Raw genomic sequence first — 26,749 nt, 5'->3', positions numbered from 1 at the left:
ATATGAGCAACGAAACGAAGATTACGCTTTTTTGGGAAGAATATACCCAGCTTTATCCACAAGCAGCGGCTAACTACGAGACTTGGGCCTTTGGTGACAGTCCTCAAATGGCCGATGAACTATTGGATCTGGTGATCCAAGGGATCAAGACTGGCACCGCTTCGAACTATGAAATTTATGCAATTTCCGACGAGACACTACCTGAAATTGGCCGACACAGTATTCTGCTCGATGGCCACGGTAATCCACAAGCTGTGATCGTTACGACAGATGTGCAAATTACTCCTTTTGATGAGGTAGGCGCTGACTTTGCCTATAGCGAAGGCGAGGATGACAGAACGCTGGAGTCGTGGCGCCATGAGCATGAGAAGTTCTTCTCCAGAGAATCTTTAGCGTTCTTGAAGAAGCCTTTTGATCCAAAAATGAAGGTGGTTTGTGAGAACTTTAGACTGGTATTTACGAAATCATAAGAAACTCAAGAAACTAAAAAGGCGGCCTCTTCCGTTAGGAAGAGACCGCCTTTGATGTATACTATACAACTATTAGAGTTAGATAATAATTAAAATACGGCTCAGCGCCAAAACCCCAGAATCCAGCCAATCACAGAGATCCATAACGGAATGCTGATTAAAATACCCCAAATCAGCCCAGTGGCAATATTGCCCTCTGCAGGACGCACAACATTTTCCTGTTTTAATGGAATGCTCAGCTCTTCTTGTTCCATGCGATCCCCTCCTAAAATTCTTATCGTCACAGTAGAGGAAAAAATGTAGACCGCTCGACCCAAAAACTTAGAATATTGACTTTATTTTAGATATAAAGGCTCAGCGGCTTAACACTGAAAGTGCTTACATAATAATCATTAACCAAAATTTTAATATTTTAAAAACTTCGGTTTACGGAAGTCATTCATCATATGCAAATTCTTAGTCCAATATTACTACTTTTTCTGGATTTCGTAAATATTCAAACATCGTCTGAATCTGCTCTTTGGTATTCCGCTCCACGGAGAGCTCAGGCAGTTCATCTTCAGCAAAAAAGGAAACTTCACTCGTCTCCACCCCTTGCATCGCCTCACCGCCCACAATGCTGCACAAGATAAAAAACTTGTACACATGATACGGCTCCGGAGGATGGTTATGAAATTTCTTATCCAGAACAGCCAGCAAGCGAATTGCCTCTGCCTCAAATCCTGATTCTTCTTGAATTTCTTTAACAACAACCTCACTCGGTGACAGACCAATATCTCCCCAGCCGCCGGGAAGCGCCCACTTTCCATCTAATTTCTCGCGGACCAGCAGGATTCTGTCCCCCTGAAAAACAACACCACGGATATCTACTTTCGGCGTAGCGTAGCCACTCTCACTAGCAAAGGAGAGTCTTATTCTCTCCTTGCTTTCGAATGTATAATTAGCGAGGATGTCTACACTTAGCTCCCGCAAAGCTTGATAACGTTCTATATCGTAGACATCTTTAGCGTAAGTTAGTCCAGTCTGTGCGATGGCCTGTATTTCTTTAGCCCAGGTTAACCATTTCTGCTCCATTGCTGCACCCCTTTAAAAGATCTTCATTAGGATTACTGGCAAAGCATTAAATGACGGGAGAACAAACCTTTTTTAGCTTCACAACGGTCTATAATCGTAAATCCAGCTTCATTGATCATCTCATCCATCGGTTCGATCGCAACGATAACCACCCGATCTGCAATCCGGCGTGCATTCACTAGAATCGTAAACTGTTCCTCAGGTGTAATACTAGAATATAGATTATAAGGCATATCTACAATAGCAACGTCGTAATGTTCTGTGATGTCAGCGATATCCCCTAATGTTACCTCACTTGAGAATCCAAAATGAGCAATATTTGTTCGGGCACCGATCGCGATCTGAGGATTAATGTCACGTCCGACCATGTTGATCCCCATCGACAAAGCCTCTACCATTACTGTTCCGATGCCGCAGCAAGGATCGATGGCTCGTACACCTTCCGGATTCGGAACGGCGATGTTGACCGCGGCTCGGGCAACACGTGTGCTAAGCGCGATAGAATAGCTACGCGGCTTCTTCATTTGACGGAACCACGTAGCCTTGTTTTTATGATAAGAGCCAAAGTACCAGCGCCCACCCAGCGTAACAATACCATATACCAACTGAGGGTGGTTTACATCCGCTTCCCCTTCAATACGCAGCCCAATTTCTCGCTCGATCACTCTACGCTCATCATATTCTATTTTGTCCGCAGGGGACAGATCATTAGTCTTCACAAAAATAACCTTAAATGTCTTGCCGCCAAGCTCCACTTGCTCGGTTTGATCATAAATCTCAGGCAAGCTGTCTCCCTCGTACATAACATCCAATCGTTCTTTAATGAAGGGACTGCGGCTGACATCCACCTCTACCTCACTCTTAAATATGGAAGAAGGTACTTCCTCTCCAAAAAGACAACGAAGCTCCATCTGACATAGCGATAACTCGTCCTCTGAACAGGTGTAAGTATATATAAATGTGTTGTTCCCACTTTTCTTTTGCAAAATAATCCATCCTCTATTCCAGGTAATTGTACGACTAGCTTACTACTCCTGCATTTCGTGCTGAATATCATAACCTACTCGTGCTTTGGCGATTTCAGCGTTGTTCCTATTGACCCATTCCACTAGGGAAGTTAAAGGATCCAGCAGGGACTCCCCTAAACTCGTCAGACCGTATTCAACAGTCAAAGGCACCGTAGGTGTGACTTTACGCCAAACTATACCGTCTCGTTCTAAATGACGCAGAGTCTGGGTCAGCATCCGTTGTGATATTCCACCAGAACGCCGCTGCAGCTCTTTAAACCGCAGTGCTTTTGCACCTAAGTTCACAACAATGAGTACACTCCATTTGTCCCCAATCCTATCCAGAATTTGACGAGTGACGGAGTAGTCCTCTAACGTTGGCATTAGCCGAATGGGTTCGTCTCTTGAATGTTCCAAAGTGGTTACCTCCATGTAACTTAAGCATGTAATCGCACTTTTGTATCTCTTGAGCTTATCCAGCTTATCATGGTTACTGTTAGTAATCAACAACCGGAAAAGAACTAATCTTTACGAAAGGAAGTGCCTGTCACGATCATCAGATAAGACATCTTTCCGATCGCTTTTGATCCATAGTGAGTTCTCCAGTATAATGATTCCTATAGAATGCTAAACAAGACGGTCACGTATGGCAATTAAGCTCATAGCCGGTTTTGCGCAGCAAAACTTAAGGAGGTACATACACACTATGTCATATGAAACGTATTTTTCAACACACCGGGATGAACATCTCGAAGAACTAAAACAATGGCTCAAGATTCCAAGTATTTCTGCCTTGTCTGAGCATAAGGATGATGTACTAGCTGCAGCCCATTGGCTGACAGACACACTAAAGAAAGCCGGACTTGAGAACATTGAGCTTCATCCGACAGCGGGACATCCCGTCATATATGCTGACTATCTTCATGCTCCGGGTAAGCCTACCATTCTTGTATACGGCCACTACGATGTGCAGCCAGTAGATCCGCTGAACCTGTGGACTACACCTCCGTTTGAACCAGAGATCCGTGACGGCAAGCTGTATGCACGTGGCGCAACGGATGACAAAGGGCAAGTATTCATTCACCTCAAAGCGATTGAAGCAATCCTGAAACAAGAAGGTACTCTTCCTGTTAACATCAAGCTCTGCATCGAAGGTGAAGAAGAAATCGGCAGCGCAAATCTCCCTCCATTCCTGGAAGCTAACAAAGAGAAGCTGGCTGCGGATGCGGTGCTAGTCTCGGACACTTCCCTGCTGGAACGCGGTCGCCCTGCAATTTGCACAGGACTACGTGGCCTAGGATCACTTGAAGTGAGCGTAACTACAGCTCTTACAGACCTGCACTCCGGTTCTTACGGTGGTGGTGTTCCGAATGCACTGCACGCTCTCGTGTCCCTGCTCAGCTCCCTTCATGACGACAAAGGTCGTGTTTCTGTAGAAGGCTTCTATGATGGTGTACCTGAACTTTCTCCAATGCTACGAGAGGAATTCGTGAAGCAAGGCGTGAATGAAGATAAGATTCGCGAAGGACTTGGACTTGACGCATTATACGGTGAAGAAGGTTATTCTTTTGTAGAACGTATTGGTGCTCGCCCTACACTTGAGCTTAACGGTGTCTATGGGGGCTTCCAAGGTGAAGGAAGCAAGACCGTTATTCCAAAAGAAGCACATGCCAAGATTACTTGCCGTCTCGTTGGCGATCAGGATCCACAGCATGTTCTTGATGCCGTTGAAGCGCATCTGAAGGCTAATATTCAAACCGGAGCGAAAGTCCATGTGCAGCAAATGGAGAAGGCGCGTGCCTTTAACATCGATCCATCGAACCCTATTCTGCAAACTGCAGCAGACGCTTACGGCAAAGTATACGGAACCCGTGCCCTCTTCACCAAAGACGGTGGCTCCATTCCGATCATGGAAAGCTTCTCCCGTGTACTTGAAGCACCAGTGGTCCTGATGGGCTTTGGCCTTGATGATGAGAACCTGCATGCACCGGATGAGCATTTCAACCTTGAGAACTTTGATAAGGGACTGCTCACCATTGTTGAGTTCTTGAAGACTGTTTAAGATCAAAGGGTAGTTAAAAAGCCAGGCTCCCCCTTCGTGGAGGAGCCTGGCTTTTTGATGAACAATATCATTAAACAAAGCAATAAAAAAATCCTTGCATCGCAAGGAATTGGAAGTTTAAATTATGGAGCGGGTGATGGGAATCGAACCCACGCTATCAGCTTGGAAGGCTGAAGTTCTACCATTGAACTACACCCGCATTAGAAAGTGAGTACAAGAGATATTGTATCACCCCTATAAATAAAAATCAACAATTTTCTGTTCAAGCATAAACGCCTCCGGAGTCCTAATAAGGACGGTAAGCGTTTAAGCAAGAAATATAAGACATAGAGTATGGTGTGAAATTTATACTTTCTTATATTTTACAAGGAAGCGCCGAGGGGAGCCTTTTTCAAAAACGCTGTTTCAAATTCAGCTGCTTGAATAGGTTTACTGAACAAAAACCCTTGAGCTTCATGGCAATGCTGCTCACGCAAAAACTGCAGCTGCTCCTTGTTCTCCACCCCTTCTGCGGTAACTTTAAGCTTTAAATGATGCGCCATAGAAGTAATCGTGGAGACTATTGCCGCATTATTACTATCCTCCATAACCTCGGAGACAAACGATCTGTCAATCTTTAGCCTGTCGATCGGCATATTCTTCAAATAGTGCAGTGAGCTGTAACCTGTACCAAAATCATCAATGCTAATGAACACACCTAGCTCTTTCAAGCGCTTCAGCTGATCAAAGGCCGTTTCTTTATCCAACGTCATACTCTCTGTAATTTCAAGATCAACATAACATGGATCCAAACCAATATCGGTCAGAATGGAATGAATTTTACCAGCCAGATTCGGCTGAAGGAATTGACGCATAGATAAGTTGATAGATACGCATATCGGCTGGTAGCCTGCTAACTGCCACTGTTTATTTTGCAGGCATGCCGTCTTCAGTACCCATTCCCCAATTGGAACAATTAGCCCACTATCCTCAGCTAATGGAATAAATTCATTAGGTGAGACAATACCACGCTTAGGATGATTCCAGCGCAATAAAGCTTCCATTCCTACAATCTCTTCCGTCTCCAGCTGCACCTTGGGTTGATATACGAGATAGAACTCATCACGTTCAAGCGCTCTTCGCAGGTCATTTTCCAGCTTCAGTCGTTCCTTTGCTTTCATCTGCATGGCTGGGATATAACGGCGAATCTCCACGCCTTGCTCCTTCGCATTATGAACAGCAGTATCCGCATTTTGAATGAGATGTTCCGCAGTTTCCCCGTCACCAGGATAAATACTCATCCCCAAGCTGAGTGAGATATGGTACTCACCAGATTCTATATTAACGGGTGCTTCAAATAATCTGAGCAACTCTGTAGCTCGTGCCAAGCATTCTCCAAGACTTGCTCTTTCTGTCATTAAAAAAGCAAACTCGTCCGCTCCCATACTATACAGCTCTTCACTGGATCTAGCCTCAATACTAAGACGCTCAGACACTAATTTCAATAAAAGGTCTCCGGCATAATGACCCAGAGAGTCATTTATATTCTTAAAATGATTAATATTCATAATAGCCAAAGCTGAGAATTGATCACTCGTGTCTGTCTCTCCAGCATCAATCATTTCTTCTACACGCTGTGTCAGCCGACGTCTATTTGGAAGTCCTGTTAAATCATCATGATAGGCCAAATAATTGATCCGTTCTTCGGCCAACTGTTTCTCGTAAAATGGCTCTTCAATCGTCAGGCGATACACGCCGGTAAGTAACTGGTAATAAGCAATTCCGCTACATAACATCCCAAAGAGATCATCAATATTCCCCCCACTTAAGGGAGTCATAAAGAAAGCCTGTCCTAGCGAGAAAAAGATAAGTGCCCGAATAATAACAAGCAGCGAAGCTGACTTTTCATTATTCCCAGGAAATACGATGACAGCAACACCTGCTAAATAAACAAAAAGTACTGCCAGATCAACGAATTGTTTAATTGTACTCATCCAAGGCTTAGTAAATAACTCAGGCACTGCCGAATGGATAAATACAAATAATGCGATGAAGAGCACAATCAACATGAAGGCGATTCTGAATACATTTCTTTTTTCGGCAACGGTCACAGGTTTGTCTTCTCTACTAAAAATGAACAAAATGCCTAGTCCGCTGGATAGTCTTGAAAAGGTAAGCAGCCACCTTGATTCCTCAGGGGTTATAAACGATGAAATCAATGGAAATGCTACAAAGCCGAGTGTATGCAAGAAATCAATAATACATATTCCACCAAAAAGAGCAGCGACATATAATCTTCCTTTAGATAATCTGCTAGAGAAGAACAACCAACCCTGTGCAAATATCGCAAATCCAAAAGCAACAGTACAACATCCGACAATGAGATAGAGTGCAGAAATAATATCCCAATTGTCCAATCGGTTTAGCGATGTATGGAAAATTTGAATGAATAGGAACAGTAAGGCTCCTATAATAGCCGCTTGAATGGTCTTTTTCTCTTCTTGTCTCATAGGTCCCTCGCGTCTGAAAATGATGTCGATTATTAAGCAACTATGTATAGTCTTGTCCTATGTATAAATATCGGCTAGATCGGTCTTTAAAGTTACATTTCTTTTGTGCGGTAGTATTTTTATAGCGATTATTCATAAATCTTGCATAAATATAAACCATTTTCTTCTAGCAGGCAAGCAAAAATACCTTCAGACTTCTTATTAGAACTTTAAGCATTTTAGCGAAAAATATTAGAATCATTTATCATAGAAACTTATAGAAATTTTATTTTTATTCAAAAAAAAGCACTTCCCCCTACGAACGGGTTCAGTGCTTCTGAACAACAGGTTTATTTATCTCCGAAGTTAACCTCTGGTGTTGTAAGCTTATCATAGAAATCAACCGCTTTATCCTTATCCGCCGATGCGCGAAGCGCCATTGCTGAACGTGGATGCTCATCAAGCGTACCAGTGATCATGTAAGGAATGATATAGCCCCACTCTTCTTTTTCACGTAAAGGAATCATCAGGCGTTCAATGATATCAATGACAGGACGCAATGTGTAGCGTGTATTCTTCAAATGAGTCACTAGCAGCTCTGTAGGACAGTTCCCCGCAGCACGTCCCATTCCATAACAGGAAGCGTCCAACAGCTCTACACCTTTCTCAGCAGCAATCAACGTATTGGAGAACGCCAGTTGAAGATTATTATGCGTATGTACGCCCAGGCGTTTGTTTGGCAAATGAGTTTTGAACTTCTCCACTAAGTAATTGATGTCGTTGTGATCTAGACTACCGTATGAATCCACAATGTATACCACATCAACTACACTCTCACGAATCATTTCGAAAGCTTCTAATAATTCATTCTCCATTACATTCGACAAAGCCATAATATTGATTGTTGTCTCATAGCCTAGATCATGGAAGGTTTGTACCAGCTGTAAGGCTTTCTCCACATCTTTGCTATAGCAAGCTACCCGAATCAGATCCAGCATACTTTCGCTGCGAGGTAAAATATCATTTTCATCCACACGACCGATATCAACCAAAGCGGAAAGCTTCGTATGTCCCTTTTGCGGGATAACTTTACGTAAGAAGTCATCGTTCAGAAAACGCCATGGTCCAGCACCTTCTGCTCCTTTGAGCAGTTTAGGGGAGTTTTTATAACCGATTTCCATATAGTCAACACCAGCCTCATTCAAGCCGGCATACAAATTTTGCACAAATTCCACGCTGAAATCCCAGTTGTTAACGAGCCCCCCATCGCGAATGGTGCAGTCAACAATTTTACATTGATTAGTCTTCATAATTATCTCCCTTCAATTCCTGCAATCATCGTATGTGCTATTGCAATCATTATAACCTCTAGCATAGCTTTACTATGCAATTTATATCGTTCAATCATACTTTAATGAAGAATAAATTGTAAAGGTATTTCGCCTTTAGCACTTTAAAGTAATTACCACAGTAAGTCAGGGACAAATGTCACAGTATACAAACACTTAAAAATGCTACATTACAAGAAAACAGTTGAGATTGATTCTCAATCTCTTTTGGAGGGATTACAATAGCTACTTCTACCTGCTGTTCCTTACTGCAATTACAACCTGGTGCTGCTGGAAATATTCATAAAATAGAAGGGATGAACCCTGTTCTACGCCGGCGTCTTGCTGATCTCGGAGTGTCAGAAGGTGTGAACATCCGTCTTAAAGGAAAGGGGCCTTTTTGGGGACCGATTACGCTAGAATGTAACGGCCAGCTGTTCGCCATACGCCGCAAAGAAGCTTCTCTGATTGAGGTGAACGTATCTTGAGTTCTATAGCTCTTGTGGGCAATCCCAATACAGGTAAGACCTCTCTCTTCAATACATTAACGACTTCATACGAATATGTAGGTAACTGGTCAGGCGTTACGGTTGAGAAAAAGATCGGAAATCTGAAGAACGGGGCAGGCAAGCTCATTGATTTGCCCGGCATCTATTCTCTTCACCCACTCTCCCGTGATGAAGGGGTCGCAGCCCAATATCTGATAGAAGAATCCCCTGAAGCATTAATCAATATCGTGGATGCATCCCAGTTGGAACGTAATCTGCTGCTCACACTTCAACTACTTGAGTATGGCAAGCCCACTGTACTCGGTCTTAATATGATTGATGTCGCTAATGCGCGTGGTATTCATATTAATCAAACCATTTTACAATCAAGATTGGGTGTCACCGTCCTCCCACTCATAGCAAGAACCGGTAAAGGCAGCGTACAGATGCTCAGCATCCTTGAGGAATCATCAGCTATTCCTGCTGTAAAGTTCAAGCTGAATTATGGTGAGGTAGTCGAGCGAGCGATATCTTCTATAGAAAAGAAATTACGTTCTATAAAAGATCTGCCCAATCATCGTTGGGTCGCTCTACAGCTCATGGAGCAGAATCCGGTTATACTTCAGTTTTTGAAGTCGCGTATAGACGTTACGGGACTGCTAAATATCTGTGAGTCTTGTCAGAGTGAGCTACAACTCAAAAAACTCGCCCTGACACTCCCGCAATGGATTCGTTCGAACCGTATGGAGTATATTCGCAGTATTTGTGTCGAAGTCCTTGATACGACAGCTCAGAAGCCCCATAACTTAACTGAAAGACTAGATTCGGTATTGACTCATCGATTTTTGGGACTGCCCTTATTCATTTTCTTTATGTATGCTCTCTTTAAGACTACATTTGACTGGGTTGGCGGCCCCCTATCGGATATCTTAGATGGCCTGATATCCGGCCCTATTAGTGATGGAACGAACTCTCTGCTTCAGACCATTGGAGCTTCAGGCTTCACGCATGCGTTGATTGTGGATGGCATCATCGGCGGTGTAGGAGGCGTACTGGTCTTTGTTCCGCAAATCTTCATTCTCTTTCTGATCATTTCCTTCCTAGAGGATTCCGGATACATGGCAAGGGTCTGCTTGTTGATGGACAGCACCATGGAACGAATGGGACTGAACGGAAAAGCATTCATTCCATTTATTATTGGTTTTGGTTGCAATGTACCGGCCATTATGGCGGCGCGAAGCATCGAACAGCCCAAAGACCGCATGCTGACAACACTGTTAATGCCGCTGATGTCTTGTTCTGCAAGATTACCTGTTTATGCATTATTCGCAGTTGTATTCTTCCCTGAGCAACAAGCGTTTGCCGTACTCTCTATGTATGTTATGGGTATTGTTTTTGCCCTAATTCTTTGTAAGGTATTCTCTAAATACTTATTCAAGAATGAATCCTCTGTCTTCATTATCGAACTCCCTCCTTACCGTATGCCGCAGATCAAAACCTTATCGCGCAGCACTTGGGAGAAGGGCAAAGGTTTCCTTCGTAAGGCAGGAACGATTATTCTTGCTGGATCAGCGATTATTTGGTTTATGTCTTATGCTGGTCCTGGCGGATTTGATGTAGAAATGGATCATAGCTTCCTAGCGAAATTCGGAGGCATGATTGCACCGCTACTGGAACCGCTTGGTTTCGGAACGTGGCAGGCTGGCTCTACCTTGGTTCCAGGATTTTTAGCGAAAGAGGTTGTTGTGTCCACGATGAATATCATCTATCACGCACCGGATACCGCTGGATTAGAGAATCAAATCTCACAAGTCTTTACCCCGCTGAGTGCAATCAGCTTTATGGCCTTTATTCTGTTATATATTCCTTGTCTGGCCACGGTAGGGGTTATCAAAAAGGAAACCGCCTCTTGGAAATGGACTTTCTTCTCCATGGGCTATTCTCTTGCTCTGGCGTATATCGTATCTTTTGTTATTTTTCAAGGTGGGCGATTATTAGGCTGGTCGTAGAACTTGTAATTTGTTAATTTTCTTAATGAAAGTGGGGCACCGTAATGATAAATGTTCTGATCGTCACTCTGATCTTCGGTTATTCAGGCTGGATCATCTATCGACATGTGCAAAAGGGCAAGCAAGGCGCTTGCGCTGGCTGTGATAAGGGTAAGACCTGTTCTGCAGCGTCTTTAGATTCTCCCCTCTCCTGCTCTTCAACACCTGTTAACAAGAAGAAGTAGGCTTGTATTATGTGCAATAAATAAAGTTCTTTCGTTTAGTCTCCTTTACTAACGGGTATGTTTGTTATAAGTAACTACAGACAATCCCAAGGAGGTAATTCCTATGAACACTAAAAAAACGTTATTTACAACGGTCGCATTAGGAGCTGCATATCTACTCAAGAATAAGGGAACTCGCGATAAAATTATGAACGGTATTCAATCCTTCACTTCTCAATCGAAGGCCAAAAAATCCAGTCGCACTGTTTAAGCTTCTTATTTCTTGAATTCCAGCAAAGGGAGAGGTGCCTCCTAAACCGGAGTATGGTTTAGGAGGCACCTCTTATTGTTTATGAAGAGCTGATCATTCGCTTTCGCTGAGCAACCACTGAATCAAGGTGCGAACCATGACTCCTGTACCGCCTCTAGGATTAACTCCACGTTCTTTAGAAAGAAATGCGGTTCCAGCAATATCTAGATGTATCCACGGTAGACCTTCCGCAAACTCCCCTACGAATAACCCAGCCGTAGTGGCTCCACCGAATCTTCCTGCGGTGTTACGGATATCGGCCACTTCACTCTTTAGCATGTCGCGGAATTCCGGGTAAGCCGGAAGCTGCCATATTTTTTCACCCGAAACATTAGCTGCTGTCAGAAACTGCTCCATAAATTCCTCGTTGTTAGTAACAGCACCTGTAGCTATATCTCCCAATGTCGACAGCACTGCACCTGTCAGCGTAGCAACATCAATAACACGTTTCGCTCCCCATTCCCGAGCATAGGTCAGCGCATCGCCAAGTACAAGTCTGCCTTCTGCATCGGTATTCAATACTTCTATGGTTCTTCCGCTCATTGATGTAATGATATCCCCGGGTTTAAAGGCATTAGCTGAAGGCATATTCTCAGCAGATGGAATGATCATTACGACATTAATTCGTGGACGTAATCGGCCTAATGCCTCCATTACTCCAAGCACAGCCGCTGCGCCTCCCATATCACTGATTAATTCTTCCATGCCTGGGGCTCTTTTTAAGGAAATTCCCCCCGTATCAAAAGTAATCCCTTTACCGACCAGCCCTACTACATTATCCCAGTGCCCCGTTCCCTGGTAACGGATGACGATCATTCGCGGAGGGTTAACACTTCCTTTTCCCACTGCGTGCAAACCGCCCATACCTTTTTGCTCAATTTCGCGTTCATCCAGTACTTCGGAAGGAAATCCATAACGTTCAGCAACTTCTATAGCGGCCATAGCAAGGTCAGATGGAGTCAGCATATTGCCTGGCATATTCGTCAAGTTACGCGCCAAATTCGTAGCCTCACCAAGCGCGAGCCCTTTCTGAATGCCCAGACTCCAATCTTGCTCGATAGCAACCGCTGGCTTTTTCTCCATTGTGAAAATTACTGAGTTTGGACCTGTATATTGAGATTGCTCCTGCTTATAAGTGGGACGTCGATAAGAACCGAGTGATAACCCCTCAGACAACGCGTAGGCAATAGATCCGATATCCCTTTCTACTGTTAGCTCCTGAATATCTTCAGCCACCTGAAATACTATCTGTATCGCCTTCAAACGAAGGGCTGCACGTGCGACCTGAACTCCCATTTGACGTAGATCTTCAGACGTAAGAAGTTGGTCCCCCTTACCAACCAAAATTGCAACGGGACAACCGGATGGATGTTCTAAAGGTAGTACATAAGTCTGATTCAGCTTCCCACTAAATAGTCCTGCCTTCGCCAATAGGCGAATTCTGTCATTCCATTGCTCAGAGACACCACCATGCTCTGCCTCCGTCTCAGAAATGATAAGGACAAGGGCATCACCCTTAATTTCATTAATGGTTCTGGCACTGTTAAACTCTATATTCATCGTGAATACCTCCATTTGTCTCCCAAAGCGAATCCCCATTGTAACATAAGTAAGGCCGATCTCTGCATCTGTATTATCCGCAGGGATCAGCCTCTTAACACTCTTTCTTCTAACCAAGTGTACTAATGGATTAATGGCAATGAGATTACAAAATGAGTACCTTCGTTAACTCTACTGCTGACAGAAATACATCCACCATGATTTTTGATGATTCGATCACTCACGGAAAGCCCGAGCCCAGTCCCATTCTCCTTCGTCGTAAAAAATGGACTGAACAACCTGTCCAGTGTACGGATATCCATTCCCTTACCGTTATCAGAAATGAAAATACGGACCTCAGAACCCTCTCTACGGGCTCCAACCTCTATTTGACCCATTAGACCATCTGCCCTATCTGTAACGGCCTCCATGGCATTTCTAATCATGTTGAGGACTACCTGCTTCATTTGTTTTACATCACCAGAAATCATCATATCCCCCTGAAAAGAATGCAGATTAATCTGGCATCCTTTCATCAAGGCCTCGCTCTCTGTAAGCAGCACTACTTCCTTGAGCAAGGCTGACACAGGAATCATTCCCACTTGAGGAACTGAGGGCTTGGATGATGTTAGAAATTCATGGATGATATCGTTCGCCCGATCGATCTCCGCCAATATAATCTTGCCATATTCCTGTTTCCCAAGCTGCTGCAGATGCGGGTGAAGCAATTGAATAAATCCACGGATCGCGGTTAATGGATTCCGAATTTCATGGGCAATAGATGCAGATAATTTACCTAACACAGCCAAACTATCGTTTTGGTAAGCTGTTTGTTCAATCAACTTATAATCGGAGATCTCTTTAACTGTAAACAAATAACAACCCTTCATTTGTTCTCCACAGCATAATGTAACCTTCCAATAACGGCCATACTCGTCTAAAAATTCATAATTTGATTTTCCTTTGTATACCATCTCTCTATAGCTTTGCAGTACTTGCTTTTTCTTAAAGCGGCTTAGTCTAACGTTAGATAATAGGTGTGATATTGTACAGCCAACAAGGGAGTGACGGGTTAATTCGAGCATCCCGTACATTTGCTTATTTACAAAACTTATAACTCCCTCTTCATCAAAAAGCATGATTCCGCTGTCAATATTCTCTAGTACATCCTCGTATGTAGTATCCACAGGCCCTGATTGATAGGTTCTTCCCGGTAATAGAAGACTTTCTTGATATTGGCTAATCACGATACGAAGTTCCCCCTTTTACTGCATTTGACGAAGACGCTAAAGCGACATCAAATTACTATGTATTTGAGTATATGACGAAGCCGCCAGAACATTCGGTAATCGTTGCACTTTTTCCAACCGGTTCAATTATATTCCAATCATATCCAAGTGAAGTAGACAACGCAATCAGAGAAACTGTCGAATGATAAAAAAATTCATAAAATGATTCCAAAGACATATAAAATATCACATCAAATTATATTTATTACTATTAATTCGTTCAATTGATTTAAACCCGTTAGAAAAAATTTAGATAAAGATAAAAGCCCTCGCAGTTGCGAAGGCCTTGTTAAAGAAATGGGTCAACCCCAAATTGTAAATAATCTTACGCTTTCTGTTGCAGACGAAGGCGTCTTTGACTCATCACAGCTAATCTTTTCTTCAATTCCCGTTCCCACTTCGTATCCTCAATCTGTTTGGCTACAGCAAGCAGGTCAAGCGCCATATCGATCTGACTCCGCACAATAGCTAGAGGCTCTTCACTCTCGATGTTAATGACATTTTCGAATATTGCAGTTTCGTCTTCCATGACATAGTCCTGAAAATCCACATCAGTAACACCGTCTCCATGTGCGTATTCCGCCAAAATCTCATACTCGTTTTCGACCTTATAGTGAACCTCTACACGATGACATACCGGACAAAAAAGCAGGGGAACATTATGGACTTGCGTGCGATAATGTTTAAGGGTTCCCTTTGTTCCTACCATACTCGCTCCACAGCAAAAGCTCATATTTGTTCACCCTCCTTAGAATGACTAACTCATCTGAGTTTTTATTATTGTATTACATTACCCCAATGGAGATTCCTCCACTCGAGGACATAATATAACTTTTCACGCCTATTTTCAAATCCATTTTTTATTTAGGACTTTTTGGAGCAAAAAACCTCCTTACAGAAAAACTTCTGCAAGGAGGTTGAAATCAGAATATCAAAGATCAGATAATAGCAGAACAGCATTTAAAGGTTTCTGTCACCTGGTTTCCAGTTCATTGGGCATAAGCCACCAGATTGCAGGGCTTGAAGGACACGAAGTGTTTCTTCTACGCTGCGACCTACATCATTGTGATTAACAACTTGATATTTCAATTCACCTTCAGGATCAATGATGAACAATCCACGCAATGCAATACCTTCTTCTTCAATCAGAATGCCGTAGTCTTTAGCTACTTGTTTAGTAATATCACCAGCAAGCGGGAAATTCAAACGGCCAAGACCATTGGAATCCTTAGGTGTATTGATCCATGCTTTGTGGCTGTGGACCGAATCTACACTCGCGCCGAGAATTTCTGTATCAAGCGCTTCGAACTGCGCAGCTGCTTCACTAAGAGCTGTGATTTCAGTCGGACATACAAAAGTAAAGTCCAGAGGATAAAAGAAGAGTACCAGCCATTTGCCACGATAGTCGGACAGACTAACTTTACCAAAATCCTTACCATCGCCCGATACGGTTTGCATAGTAAAATCTGGAGCTGGTCTACCTACTAAACGTTCAGCCATTGCCAAAATCCTCCTTTGATTATGTAAGAAACCAACCATTTCATGTCGTGATATGCTGGAATAATTTACATTTTGTCTACATATCAAATGGTATCATCGTACAAAATCAAAGTCAATCTTAGACAAATCCTTCTATAATCGTAATTAGGAATTATATTTTTTTATGCTTTGCGGATAGCTGCAACAATCAGGTCGCCCATTTCAGATGTACTAAGCGCTTTGCTCTTATCTACGGCAATATCACTTGTACGGTGACCTGCATCCAATACTTCAGCCACAGCAGCCTCTATCGCAGCAGCCGCATCTTCGTAACCAAAGGTTAAACGGAACATCAGGGCTAAGGACAAAATCGTAGCAATCGGATTCGCAAGCCCTTGTCCAGCAATATCAGGTGCGGAGCCGTGAACGGGCTCGTAGAGACCATAGTTACCGTCAGCCATCGAAGCGGAAGCTAACATACCAATAGAGCCTGTCAACATCGCAGCCTCATCGCTCAGAATGTCACCAAACATGTTCTCGGTTACGATAACATCAAAGCTGGATGGACGGCGCAGCAGCTGCATCGCGCAGTTATCAACGAGTACATGCTCTACCTCTACCTCAGGGTATTCTGGAGCAATCTTATTTACGACCTCACGCCATAAACGTGATGTTTCAAGTACATTCGCTTTATCAACACTTGCCAGCTTATTGCGGCGCTTACCAGCAATTTCAAAAGCCTGACGCACGATTCGTTCCACTTCCATTACGTTATACACACAGGTATCCACCGCTTCTTCACCATGTTCACCTTGACGACGCAGTTTATCTCCGAAGTAAATACCACCAGTCAGCTCACGAACGACCATAAGATCTGTTCCTTCCAGCACTTCTGGCTTCAATGTCGAAGCATCCTTAAGGCAATCGAATACAACTGCAGGACGTAAGTTTGAGAACAACCCAAGCGCTTTACGAATGCCAAGCAATCCGGTTTCAGGACGAAGCTCCTTTGAATTGTTATCCCATTTCGGTCCGCCCACAGCGCCCAGTAATACAGCGTCAGCACTGCGACAGATTTCTAGTGTATCTTCCGGCAGCGGTGTGCCTCTTTCGTCTATTGCAATGCCTCCAAATAGAGCGTGCTCCGTTTCAAAGGTATACCCAAATACTTCTCCCGCTCTTTTTAATACTTTTTCTGCTTCAGCTACTACTTCAGGTCCAATACCGTCCCCTGCGATTACGGCGATTTTTTTAACCTCACTCATCTCAGTCACTCCTCAAGTGGTCTGCTCTAACAGACATAGTTCTTCTTTATATTGTTGTATCATACCCAGTCGTAAAGGACAAAGATATAGATTCTATTGAGTTGATAGGCATAGCCTATAAAACAATTATTGTGAAGGAAGATTTTCTTGAGTAATAAAAAGTACCGCCCAGGATCATCCCTGTAGCGGCTCTGCATTTTCACGTTTTATTAATGAATTGGATTTGAAATTACGTCAATGTTTCCACCTGAATATTTCAGGAAATAGGCAGTTTTGGTGCTTGAATCGTAGCTCAAAAATTTGCTATTACCACTTTCAGGCCATTTTTGCTCTTTTAAGATCTGAGTTCCTTCTCGCGAAAATAACGACCAGGTTTGTTCTAATACATCCCCAACAAACACTTGATTGTTAATAAAGTCCGTCTTCCACCCCGAAAGATCACCCTCTTCTTTAAAAGCTTGCTTAATAGAGGTTGGTGCACTTCCGGTTGCAACATTCATCAAACGGAACACGTTCTGAGGATCATCTGAAACAGGACGCTTCGCGTTAGCTGGAACTGGCTGGTAAATGTATGATGTGTATACTGCAAGATTTGGACCAATAAATTTAAGCTTAATATCAGCATTAAAGTCTTTAAACATTTTTTCATTATGGTGAAATAAATTAATTGTTCTTACAAAGAAATCATCGCTCATTATACCTTGTGCTTGATACTTTATAGCTAAATAAGGATATCCAACAAAATCCCAACCCTGAACGTTTACACTTTCATATCCGTTGTCGTTAATCTTAGCGTTAAAGCTTACACTTGGCTTAGTCCAAGGATACTGATAAAGATTAAAGGAATCTCCAAATTGAACCATGATTCGTTCGTTTACTTTCCCCGTAGGAGCAACCCATTTGATTTTGTCTGCCGCATCTTTAAGCGGTATTTCTGTTTTACTAATCTGCTCTCCGGCATAGGTAAAGACCGTTTTCGTAATTTCGTTGCCATTTGATTTCTTTAGCAGCACTATTTTTTGCGGATTCTTCATCATGTTAAGATCGAGAATCGTATGAGCATCATTTGAAAGATTGACTACCTTATTTGTTGTTACATTGACCACGTCTGCTTTGTTAGTGCTATGATCTATGATTGCGACGAGATCGCCACTAACAGAAAGCACATCTGTACTGTCCAAGCTTGGAGGCAACGTCGATGGATTAGCATAGGATTGATTTGTGAATACAAGCATTCCGATAATTCCTGCGAAAATAATACTGAAGCTCTTTTTCATAGCGCTTCCTCCATTATGAAATTTTTTCCATTGTAAATACATTATAAACTAAAAAAAGTTTCTGAAACATAAAAGCTACGCTAACGAGCACCAGCGAAGTACTGGGCAAATTTGCCCTTGATTAATAAGTTGTTTACAATAAAGTTGAAATCATCTACCTAAGGAGTGAATGCGAAGTGCAATATGCTAAGCTTGGCAAATCCGGTATGAAGGTCAGTCGGCTATGTCTCGGAACAATGAACTTCGGCCCACAAACAGATGAACAAGAAGCCTTTCGTATTATGGACGCTGCACTCGACGCAGGTGTTAATTTTTTTGATACCGCTAACATTTATGGTTGGGGCGAGAATTCCGGTTTAACAGAAACGATTATTGGTCGTTGGTTTAAACAAGGCGGTGGGCGACGTGAAAAGGTCGTGTTAGCTACCAAGGTATACGGTGCAATGAGCGATAAGCTCGACGGGCCTAATGATGAGGGCGGACTATCATCTTATATTATACGCCGCCATCTAGAGGGGTCTCTGCAGCGTCTCCAGACCGATCATATTGAATTGTACCAGATGCATCACATTGACCGTAGTGTGTCTTGGGACGAGCTATGGGGGGCTTTTGAGCTTGCTGTAAACCAAGGAAAGATTGGTTATGTCGGCTCCAGTAACTTTGCAGGATGGGATATCGCTGTAGCCCAACAAGAGGCCAAGGCACGTGGCTTCTTAGGTTTGATTTCTGAGCAGCATAAATACAGCCTGACCTGTCGCCTTCCTGAACTTGAAGTATTACCTTCCTCTCTCCATCATGGATTAGGCGTTATTCCTTGGAGCCCATTGGATGGAGGTCTTCTTGGACGCAATGCACTTAAGAAAATAGAAGGCAGCCGCAGTGGAGGAAATGCCGAGCGCGTAGAGCAATACAAAGATCAGCTTGAGGCTTTTGCAAGCTTATGTATGGAGCTTGGAGAACCACAAGATAATGTAGCGCTAGCATGGTTATTAGCCAATCCTGCTGTAACCGCACCAATTATTGGACCACGCACACTAGAGCAATTCGAGAGTGCACTACGCAGTCTTGAGATTGTGCTAGATGAATCTGTCCTTAAACGGCTAGATGAGATCTTCCCAGGACCGGGCGGAGAAGCTCCTAAAGCTTACGCTTGGTAGGTTTCTTATAATTTGAAAAAGGGAGTTAAGGCTTCAGCAGAACCAATCGCTGAAGCCTTAACTCCCTTTATTGTTCGTACTTATTCAGCTGTGTCCACGGTCACACTTCCATTACTTGTACTTAAGTCCACGGTATAAGTTCCTTTACCGAGAATGGCAGTGCCAAAGCTGTCCCCGTCTAGATCCCAAGGAATATTCCCCTTCAGTGAGCCGTTGCTAGTATCCGCTGTAATCTTCGCATCGGACACAGTTGGCAATCCCACCGTAATCTTTCCGTTACTAGACGAACATTTCCATTTTCCAGTCACTGCTGAATGAATAGTGATCTTTCCGTTGCTGCTCTTTGCAGTCAACGCTCCATCTATATTATCCAAAATAATCGCACCATTAGAACTTTTGAGCTGCGCCCCACCTTGGATGTTCTGAACAGTCAGTGAGCCATTGCTGGTATGTGCCTCAACTCCACCAGCAACATCATGAATATTTATAACCCCATTACTAGTGTCAACCACTAAGCCAGACTTCAAATCCCAGGCTTCTATTGACCCGTCACTAGTATCTACCTCAACGGCAAGACTGCTAGGTACACTTACATTTAAATAAGGACTTTTAGTATTAAATCCAAACTGAATATTAGAGAACCAATTATGATCTGTATCGAGCTCCATAATCAGCGTATCTCCCTCAGTTTTTACTTTCCATTTCTTTTCCAACGAACTTTCGGCTTCACTTTGCGATTTTCCAGGTAAGAGTAAGCTTCCCTCATAATCCAATGAGCTTCCATCTATTCCCTCGACCTTTACTTTTCCACTTGGAAGTACGATTTTTAGCGTCGTAATATTGTCTTTCACTTCGACATTGCCGCTTAGTGGGGTTAAATGTGTATTCCCGATTAAACTGCTAAGTGAGCCTCCGGCCATTACGCTCTGTGCACTGCTTGCTCCAACCAACAGGATGATCAATAGGATCGCCCAACCGCTCACACGACTTTTGGCATCGGATTTGATAAACAATCTTAGCAACATCTCGAGTCCGAACAGAATCAACAATGCTGGCCATAAATAACCAAGTACTTCATAGCTGATCATATTATACTGAGCCATCACAATAATGACACCAAGTGCGATGCAGCCTATAGCTGCAGTGAAACTCCCGATTTTCCATCTCCCCATAGTGAAATCCCCGTTTCTTACGCTCTCGTATTGTTTCTTAGCATCTTCAGACCGTACGCAATCAGACCCAGTGATAGCAAGATCGTACCAATGTTAATCTCAATTAACATTCTCCAAAGCGTCGGAAATGCTGAGATCACCAGCATAAGGAACCCAGCAACAACACATCCAACACCAACCCAAGCCGGATTCACATCTTCATGTGGGTAACCTGGCATAGAGGATATCCCCATCGTCCAAGGCTCTCCGAAGCCGTCAGGATGGAACATCATACGCTCATGTTCGGCTGCAGTTATTTTCATCCAAGCCGCTTTCTGCAGGGCATCAAACAATTGGTAAAACCACAGTGCAGCTAGCGCAAAAGGAAAGATCATGGGCTCAGACGGAATAAACATAATACATAAGGAAGCCCCGATCATAAACTGCAGCCCCTGCTTTTTGAAGCCTAAGTACAAATGACCTACACCAGGAATCATAGCTAGCATAAAAGTGAGCCAACGTCTCTTCTTAATCATAATACATCCTCCTAAAATTTGGATAGCATAAACTTTTCAGTTTACCTGAATCCATCTATTATTTATAAATCTCTTTATGACTATTTTCTAAAGCCACCAAACCATTGGGTCACAGAATTCGACACATGACCATTAATTTCAGTGATCCCATAAGCCAAATTCTCAAAAACGCCAAACTGCAACAATAACAAACTCAAGCAGGCAGCCACCGCATAATGTGTCAAAGATGTTCTAGGAGCAAAACGACGTCTTACGCTCGTCGCTTTAATCGCTCGTTCCCTGCGTCCTGTTTCAAGCTGCTCAATATGGGCCATAACACCTGCTGCTAGATCTGGAAAGTCCATCTGTTCATGTTGATATTCGCTGTCTGCTTCCATTTCTGACCAAAGAGCTGACATTTCTTTCGCTTCCTCCAGCCACTGTGCGCAATCAGGACAGGATTGTATGTGCAACCGGATACTCAGCTCCATATCTGGAGACAGAAGACCGTCAATGTAATGTGGCATCCATTCCTTCACTATTGCACAATTCATCGCAATTCCTCCCTTTGTCTACGCATCATCTGTCTGGCACGATAAAGCTGCGATTCGATAGTTTTAACGGAAACACCTTTTTGCTCCGCTATCTCTTGATAAGAATTTCGCTGAAAATAGTACAGCTGTACGACCGACCGGTACGGTTCCGCAAGGCTGTTCACATTCTCACCCAGCTCAGCTGATTGTTCCTGCTCTAGCACCTCTTGCTCTGGTGTTTGAGACGTTACCCAATCATTCTCAGTGTAATCAGCTGCACTCCGATGCCTCCACTCCCTATCATTGGCCCGTTTCCAGTCCAGACAGGTTCGATAGGCTATCCGATAAAGCCATGTCGAGAAGGTAGACTGTCCTCTGAAAGAGGGGAGCGCTTTGTATGCTTTTATAAAAACCTCTTGGGCCATATCTTTGGCCGATTCGGCTTCTCCAGTAATCTTGACGCACACTCTGTATACCATGCCTTGATAACGTGTCACCAAATGCCCAAAGGCCTGATGTTCACCGTTCAGCACAGCAGAAATCCATTCCGCCTCTTCCAGCTTTCTCCCCTCCTTCACCTACATAACGTTAGACGCCAGCCAATTCTATTCCCCTGCAACTTAATCACAACTTTTTTTAATTTTTGAAATATTTTTGTGAAAGGAATATATTGTTTTTTGTCGAATAATGTTTAATTACTATGACTAAAAGAAAACTCTTCCTAATTATCATGCTATTTCTTACTATACTTACTGGATTTCGCTTCCTATGGGTTTGGGCTTCGCCTCATGTTATACAACCACAATTAGTCAAAGGAGTTCTCGATTTACGGAATATAGAATTGAATCAAGACAAGCTCCTTACCTTAAAAGGCCAGTGGGAATTCTATCCTAATACGCTGCTTCCCACTTTTAATAAAGAATCTCTAAACAAAGCTCCCTCTAAAAAATATATACAAGTCCCGGATCAGTGGAACGATGCCATTCATAATGGCGAAAAGTCTGCTTTTGGCTACGGCTCCTATCGGTTACGGATTCTTGTAGATAAAAATGAAAAGCAGTCTTATGGCATACTTATATCCGGGGTTCAGACTTCTTCGGAAATATATATCAATGGTGAACTACTAGGAAATTCAGGTTCTCCCTCTGCCAATAAAGAAGACTATATTGCTCGTGTATTGCCTTACTCCGTATCTTTTACAACGGATAAGACTGAGATTGAAATTGTGATTCATGTAGCCAACTACTCTTTATCTCATACAGGCGGTATTTTTAAACCCATTTTATTGGGTAACGAAAAAACTTTAACACATCAGCGGATCGTTTCCATAGGCCTTCAACTGTTATTATGTGTAGTACTTCTACTTCATGCAGTCTATGCAGCAATATTATATACCATTGGTCCGCGGCAAAAGATGTTGATCTATTTTTTTCTTTTGGTAATTTCCGCTATAACTACTGTACTTATTGATGATGACAAGCTTTTGCTGTATATGCTTCCCTTAAACTACCAATGGAGCTTAAAGCTATTAATCATATCTAATATTATGGCTTTTATATTCATCTTACTGACAAGCAAGCAACTAATGTTCAAAAATTTAAAAATTAAAAGTGTTCGGATCCTGACCAGCATATCCCTGGTACATATCCTTTTCATAATGCTCTGTCCCGTTGTCCGTTATTACGAAGTATTTACACCCATTTTTATCATCAATATAATCGTTCTATCTTCAGAAGTTGTAGTTCTCTTTCTGAAATCTGCACTTAAAAACCACGATGGCTCTATTTTTCTATTGCTATCAATCTTAGCTATCGTTAACAGCACCCATTGGGGGTTGTTCAAAAATTCCGATCTGGTTAACGTTACTTATTATCCTTTCGACCTAATTATTGCCTTTTTATGCTTTGCGACTTTTGGGTTTAAGCGTTATTTCTGGAATACTAAGCAGACTGAAAATCTGGCACAAAGCCTGCAAAGAACCGTTACGCAAAAGGATGATTTCCTAGCTAATACCTCTCACGAGCTGAAAAATCCGCTGCATAGCATCATTAATATTGCTGAAACCGTCTTAGACAGTGAGAGAGACTCATTAATGCATCAGAACGCAAATAATCTAGAACTGCTAATTACCGTCGGAAGACGTATGTCTTTACTGATAAACGATCTTCTAGATCAATCACAGCTTCGTGAGAGCAACATTCAATTACAGTTAAGAAATGTTCCAATTCAATCCGTAGTTGTTGGCGTACTCGATATGCTCAAGTTCCTAACGGAAGGTAAGCATATTGCACTAATCTCAGAGATTCCTGACTCATTTCCATCTATTGTGGCAGATGAGAAAAGAATCATTCAGATTTTGTTCAATCTGCTTCAAAATGCTGTGAAATATACGAGTGTAGGCTCAGTTAGGGTCCATGCGGATATTCATAAAGGTGTGGTGCGCATCCATATTACGGATACTGGCATTGGAATGAACGAGGAAACACAGCGCAGAGCCTTTCAACCCTATGAACAGGGTGACTCAAGCGTGACAGCAATAAGTGGTGGAATTGGATTGGGGTTAAGTATTTGTAAACAGCTAGTTGAACTTCACGGTGGAGAGATTAGTGTAAAATCTTCACTTGGGAAAGGCTCTACTTTTACTTTTACTATGCCTCTATCCGATTCAAGCATTCAAAAATTCAATTTAGAATCCTCAACAGTGACTGAATATACGGACAAACTATCTCATATTACGCTATCCGAAATTAACAATACATCTGCTACTTCAACGGATGGAAGAAGACCTAAGATTTTGGCTGTCGACGATGACCCGGTTAATTTGAAAATCCTTACTAGCGTACTATCCATCAAAGACTATGAAATGGTTACGGTAACCAGTGGAATCGATGCTTTAACAAAACTGGATATTGATCAATGGGATTTAATCATTACAGATGTAATGATGCCCCAGATGTCCGGCTATGAATTAACACAGAGAATTCGTGAACGTTTTACCATAGCTGAGCTTCCTATTCTACTTCTGACCGCACGTAGCCAGCCGGAAGATATCTACACCGGATTTGTTTCGGGCGCGAACGACTATGTAATGAAGCCTATGAACGCTATGGAGCTAAGAGGACGGGTCCGTTCCTTAACAGATTTAAAACAGTCCGTAAATGAACGGCTTCGCCTGGAAGCAGCGTATCTTCAAGCGCAAATACAACCCCATTTCTTATTCAACACATTAAATTCTATATCAGCTCTGGCATCTTTTGATACACAGCGTATGAGTCACCTCATTGATGCCTTTAGCTCTTATTTACGTTTAAGCTTTAACTTCTTGAACGCTGAGCCGATGATACCGATTGAACATGAGCTTGAGCTTGTCCGCGCCTATCTGTACATAGAGAAAGAGCGTTTTGAGGACAGGATGACCATCAACTGGGATGTAGCAGAAAATCTACATTTTCAGTTACCTCCCTTGACCATTCAGCCACTCGTTGAAAATGCCGTTAGGCACGGTATATTAAGCCGCTCCAAAGGAGGTACGCTTTCAATATCGATCAAAGAACTAACTGATGACATCGAGATTACAATCGCTGATAATGGTAAAGGCATGACTTCCAAACAACTTCAGCAACTGCTGGGCAGCCAGTCTAATGTAACCCGAGGGATTGGATTCCTTAATACACATAAACGCTTGTTACGTGTCTATGCTAAGGGTTTGCTAATTAAAAGCAAGGAAGGGCTAGGCACTTCAGTAAGCTTCATAATCCCTTCTGAAAAAAGAAATATGAATCGCAAAAATACCTAGTCACAGACAAACTATAATGAACCGAAATAAAAGTAATCATATATTGTTTTTTGCTAAAAAATACTATATTGAGTGGTGGAATAACAATGATTCAAGCAGTATTGGTGGACGATGAACGCCTTGCTCTCGTAAAGTTAGAATTCATGTTAAAAGAAATGGAAGCTGTTCATATCATCGCGTCCTATACAGACCCGGTTCAAGCTATACAAGAAGCTCCAGCCTTGGAGCCTGACGTTATTTTTATTGATATAGAAATGCCTGAAGTGAGCGGACTTCAGGCTGCCGCAATTCTGCAAGAGGTCTGTCCAAACGCTAATATCGTTTTCGTGACCGCATATAACCAATATGCAGTGGAAGCCTTTGAGTTAAATGCGATTGATTATATTTTGAAGCCCGTGCGACATGACCGTTTATTCAAAACAGTACAACGCTTGGAGGACAGATTGAGGTTTGCACCAAAAAGCACTGAGGTAGTACAAGAACTAACGATTCGTTGTTTTCAATCGCTGCGTTTTGAACGAGGAGGACAACCTTTAAACAATCTCCGTTGGAGGACTTCTAAGGCACAAGAATTGTTTGCTTTCTTGCTTCATAACCGCAACCGATTCGTCAGTAAGGATACCCTGATTGACCTACTATGGCCAGATTTCAACCTTAAAAAGGCTTCTACCCATCTCTACACAACCATTTATCAAGTACGGCAATGTTTAAAGCAAAGTGAGGTAGATCTGCATATCAGCAACGTTAGTGGCGGTGAAGGGTATACGCTTGAGACCGGGCCGCTTCTAATCGATGCAGCCCAGTGGGAGCACAATATTCTTGCACTCGAATCCATCGGAGAGGACAATTATGCAGAACATCAAAACGTATTTGAACTTTATTCAGGGGATTATTTTGGAGATTACGACTATTTGTGGGCAGAGGGCGAACGACAACGTCTGCGCACCATTTGGCTACACCATGCTATGGGAATGGCCCAGTTCTATATCGACAACAACAGAGTTCCCGAAGCTGTCACCGTGTATCAAAAGGTAGTACAGCTTCAGCCCTACTTTGAACAAGGACATTTAGGGTTAATGAAGGTCTACGACAGTATTGGGGAACGATCCGCTGTGGAAGAACAATACAAGAATCTGACGGACTTATTGAAAGGCGATCTTAGTATTGGCCTTCCTGCCGTTGTTCAAGATTGGTATGAACAATGGGAACTACATAACCTTAGAATACGCAGCAAGAAATAGTTTCTATTTATCAAAGACACCCGGATCTATTCGGGTGTCTTTATTGTTATGATATATTAATTGCTGCGTTTTGAAACTGCTAGTGATA

General features: G+C 42.7%; 25 protein-coding genes and 1 tRNA gene. 9 read left to right on the top strand and 17 right to left on the bottom strand.

Going from position 1 to position 26,749, the window contains the following annotated elements; all coding sequences use genetic code 11:
* Positions 1 to 2: 2 nt before the first annotated feature.
* The gene (locus MHB64_RS06665; protein ID WP_341133991.1) at positions 3 to 470 is read left to right on the top strand and encodes an ASCH domain-containing protein; all 468 of its coding nucleotides are present in this window, start codon (positions 3 to 5) and stop codon (positions 468 to 470) included.
* 101 nt (positions 471 to 571) lie between these two features.
* Here MHB64_RS06665 and MHB64_RS06660 read toward each other — a convergent pair whose 3' ends face one another.
* The 4 genes from MHB64_RS06660 to MHB64_RS06645 form a co-directional block, all read right to left on the bottom strand.
* Complete coding sequence (locus tag MHB64_RS06660) at positions 572 to 724, bottom strand: hypothetical protein (RefSeq protein ID WP_179281637.1); 153 nt, start codon at positions 722 to 724, stop codon at positions 572 to 574.
* Positions 725 to 926: 202 nt separating this feature from the next.
* Complete coding sequence (locus MHB64_RS06655) at positions 927 to 1,544, bottom strand: NUDIX hydrolase (RefSeq protein WP_094877435.1); 618 nt, start codon at positions 1,542 to 1,544, stop codon at positions 927 to 929.
* Positions 1,545 to 1,576: 32 nt separating this feature from the next.
* Entirely contained in the window at positions 1,577 to 2,530 is a 954-nt protein-coding gene (locus MHB64_RS06650; RefSeq protein ID WP_341133990.1) for a TRM11 family SAM-dependent methyltransferase, read from the bottom strand.
* A gap of 42 nt (positions 2,531 to 2,572) precedes the next feature.
* Complete coding sequence (locus tag MHB64_RS06645) at positions 2,573 to 2,968, bottom strand: winged helix-turn-helix transcriptional regulator (RefSeq protein WP_256989872.1); 396 nt, start codon at positions 2,966 to 2,968, stop codon at positions 2,573 to 2,575.
* 289 nt (positions 2,969 to 3,257) lie between these two features.
* Between MHB64_RS06645 and MHB64_RS06640 the strand changes: the two genes are divergently transcribed.
* Entirely contained in the window at positions 3,258 to 4,613 is a 1,356-nt protein-coding gene (locus MHB64_RS06640; protein WP_094871280.1) for a dipeptidase, read from the top strand.
* Positions 4,614 to 4,738: 125 nt separating this feature from the next.
* Here the strand turns inward: MHB64_RS06640 and MHB64_RS06635 are convergent.
* The 3 genes from MHB64_RS06635 to MHB64_RS06625 form a co-directional block, all read right to left on the bottom strand.
* Positions 4,739 to 4,812, bottom strand: a tRNA-Gly gene (locus tag MHB64_RS06635).
* Between the two features lie 163 nt (positions 4,813 to 4,975).
* Positions 4,976 to 7,102: a putative bifunctional diguanylate cyclase/phosphodiesterase gene (locus MHB64_RS06630; protein ID WP_094878071.1), complete on the bottom strand. Its 2,127-nt coding sequence runs from the start codon at positions 7,100 to 7,102 to the stop codon at positions 4,976 to 4,978.
* 329 nt (positions 7,103 to 7,431) lie between these two features.
* Positions 7,432 to 8,391: an aldolase catalytic domain-containing protein gene (locus MHB64_RS06625; RefSeq protein ID WP_170880320.1), complete on the bottom strand. Its 960-nt coding sequence runs from the start codon at positions 8,389 to 8,391 to the stop codon at positions 7,432 to 7,434.
* Between the two features lie 239 nt (positions 8,392 to 8,630).
* Here MHB64_RS06625 and MHB64_RS06620 point away from each other — a divergent pair, with 239 nt between their 5' ends.
* The 4 genes from MHB64_RS06620 to MHB64_RS06605 all read left to right on the top strand — a co-directional run bounded on the left by MHB64_RS06620 (position 8,631) and on the right by MHB64_RS06605 (position 11,380).
* Positions 8,631 to 8,897 (top strand): FeoA family protein, encoded by a 267-nt coding sequence (locus MHB64_RS06620; RefSeq protein ID WP_306440392.1) that lies wholly within the window; start codon positions 8,631 to 8,633, stop codon positions 8,895 to 8,897.
* Positions 8,894 to 10,906, top strand: a complete 2,013-nt coding sequence (gene feoB, locus MHB64_RS06615) for a ferrous iron transport protein B (RefSeq protein WP_094869965.1) — start codon at positions 8,894 to 8,896, stop codon at positions 10,904 to 10,906. Before MHB64_RS06620 ends, feoB begins: the two co-directional genes overlap by 4 nt.
* Positions 10,907 to 10,950: 44 nt before the next feature.
* Complete coding sequence (locus tag MHB64_RS06610) at positions 10,951 to 11,130, top strand: FeoB-associated Cys-rich membrane protein (RefSeq protein WP_094869964.1); 180 nt, start codon at positions 10,951 to 10,953, stop codon at positions 11,128 to 11,130.
* Positions 11,131 to 11,233: 103 nt separating this feature from the next.
* Positions 11,234 to 11,380 (top strand): hypothetical protein, encoded by a 147-nt coding sequence (locus MHB64_RS06605; RefSeq protein WP_179281580.1) that lies wholly within the window; start codon positions 11,234 to 11,236, stop codon positions 11,378 to 11,380.
* A gap of 93 nt (positions 11,381 to 11,473) precedes the next feature.
* Here MHB64_RS06605 and MHB64_RS06600 read toward each other — a convergent pair whose 3' ends face one another.
* The 6 genes from MHB64_RS06600 to MHB64_RS06575 form a co-directional block, all read right to left on the bottom strand.
* The gene (locus MHB64_RS06600) at positions 11,474 to 12,979 is read right to left on the bottom strand and encodes a leucyl aminopeptidase (protein WP_341133989.1); all 1,506 of its coding nucleotides are present in this window, start codon (positions 12,977 to 12,979) and stop codon (positions 11,474 to 11,476) included.
* Positions 12,980 to 13,101: 122 nt separating this feature from the next.
* On the bottom strand, positions 13,102 to 14,205 hold the full coding sequence (locus MHB64_RS06595) for an ATP-binding protein (protein ID WP_094869962.1): 1,104 nt from the start codon (positions 14,203 to 14,205) through the stop codon (positions 13,102 to 13,104).
* A 367-nt stretch (positions 14,206 to 14,572) separates the two neighbouring features.
* On the bottom strand, positions 14,573 to 14,980 hold the full coding sequence (locus MHB64_RS06590) for a hypothetical protein (protein ID WP_042125131.1): 408 nt from the start codon (positions 14,978 to 14,980) through the stop codon (positions 14,573 to 14,575).
* 227 nt (positions 14,981 to 15,207) lie between these two features.
* Positions 15,208 to 15,747: a peroxiredoxin gene (locus MHB64_RS06585; RefSeq protein WP_341133988.1), complete on the bottom strand. Its 540-nt coding sequence runs from the start codon at positions 15,745 to 15,747 to the stop codon at positions 15,208 to 15,210.
* 161 nt (positions 15,748 to 15,908) lie between these two features.
* Positions 15,909 to 16,991: a 3-isopropylmalate dehydrogenase gene (gene leuB, locus MHB64_RS06580; RefSeq protein WP_094869960.1), complete on the bottom strand. Its 1,083-nt coding sequence runs from the start codon at positions 16,989 to 16,991 to the stop codon at positions 15,909 to 15,911.
* 209 nt (positions 16,992 to 17,200) lie between these two features.
* Positions 17,201 to 18,268, bottom strand: a complete 1,068-nt coding sequence (locus MHB64_RS06575) for a hypothetical protein (protein ID WP_341133987.1) — start codon at positions 18,266 to 18,268, stop codon at positions 17,201 to 17,203.
* A 176-nt stretch (positions 18,269 to 18,444) separates the two neighbouring features.
* On the opposite strand from MHB64_RS06575, the gene MHB64_RS06570 reads away from it, so the two are divergent.
* A complete protein-coding gene (locus MHB64_RS06570; protein WP_341133986.1) occupies positions 18,445 to 19,425 on the top strand; it encodes an aldo/keto reductase in 981 nt (326 codons plus the stop codon).
* An 80-nt stretch (positions 19,426 to 19,505) separates the two neighbouring features.
* Here MHB64_RS06570 and MHB64_RS06565 read toward each other — a convergent pair whose 3' ends face one another.
* From MHB64_RS06565 to MHB64_RS06550, 4 genes are all read right to left on the bottom strand, one after another.
* Positions 19,506 to 20,597, bottom strand: coding sequence for a DUF4097 family beta strand repeat-containing protein (locus MHB64_RS06565; protein WP_094869957.1), 1,092 nt, complete (start codon positions 20,595 to 20,597; stop codon positions 19,506 to 19,508).
* A 17-nt stretch (positions 20,598 to 20,614) separates the two neighbouring features.
* Positions 20,615 to 21,112 (bottom strand): hypothetical protein, encoded by a 498-nt coding sequence (locus MHB64_RS06560; protein WP_341133985.1) that lies wholly within the window; start codon positions 21,110 to 21,112, stop codon positions 20,615 to 20,617.
* 80 nt (positions 21,113 to 21,192) lie between these two features.
* Positions 21,193 to 21,645: an anti-sigma factor family protein gene (locus MHB64_RS06555; RefSeq protein ID WP_094869955.1), complete on the bottom strand. Its 453-nt coding sequence runs from the start codon at positions 21,643 to 21,645 to the stop codon at positions 21,193 to 21,195.
* Positions 21,642 to 22,202 (bottom strand): RNA polymerase sigma factor, encoded by a 561-nt coding sequence (locus tag MHB64_RS06550; RefSeq protein ID WP_042125119.1) that lies wholly within the window; start codon positions 22,200 to 22,202, stop codon positions 21,642 to 21,644. Before MHB64_RS06550 ends, MHB64_RS06555 begins: the two co-directional genes overlap by 4 nt.
* Before the next feature lie 263 nt (positions 22,203 to 22,465).
* Between MHB64_RS06550 and MHB64_RS06545 the strand changes: the two genes are divergently transcribed.
* Together MHB64_RS06545 and MHB64_RS06540 are read left to right on the top strand one after the other, a co-directional pair.
* On the top strand, positions 22,466 to 25,420 hold the full coding sequence (locus MHB64_RS06545) for a hybrid sensor histidine kinase/response regulator (RefSeq protein WP_341133984.1): 2,955 nt from the start codon (positions 22,466 to 22,468) through the stop codon (positions 25,418 to 25,420).
* Between the two features lie 86 nt (positions 25,421 to 25,506).
* Positions 25,507 to 26,661, top strand: coding sequence for a response regulator (locus MHB64_RS06540; protein WP_094869953.1), 1,155 nt, complete (start codon positions 25,507 to 25,509; stop codon positions 26,659 to 26,661).
* Positions 26,662 to 26,749: the final 88 nt, after the last annotated feature.

Source organism: Paenibacillus sp. FSL K6-2859, assembly GCF_038008265.1.
In the GTDB taxonomy this organism is placed as follows: Bacteria; Bacillota; Bacilli; order Paenibacillales; family Paenibacillaceae; genus Paenibacillus_AQ; species Paenibacillus_AQ nitricinens.
Note: the sequence above shows the minus strand (reverse complement) of the source record. Positions and strands in the feature narration are given on the sequence as shown.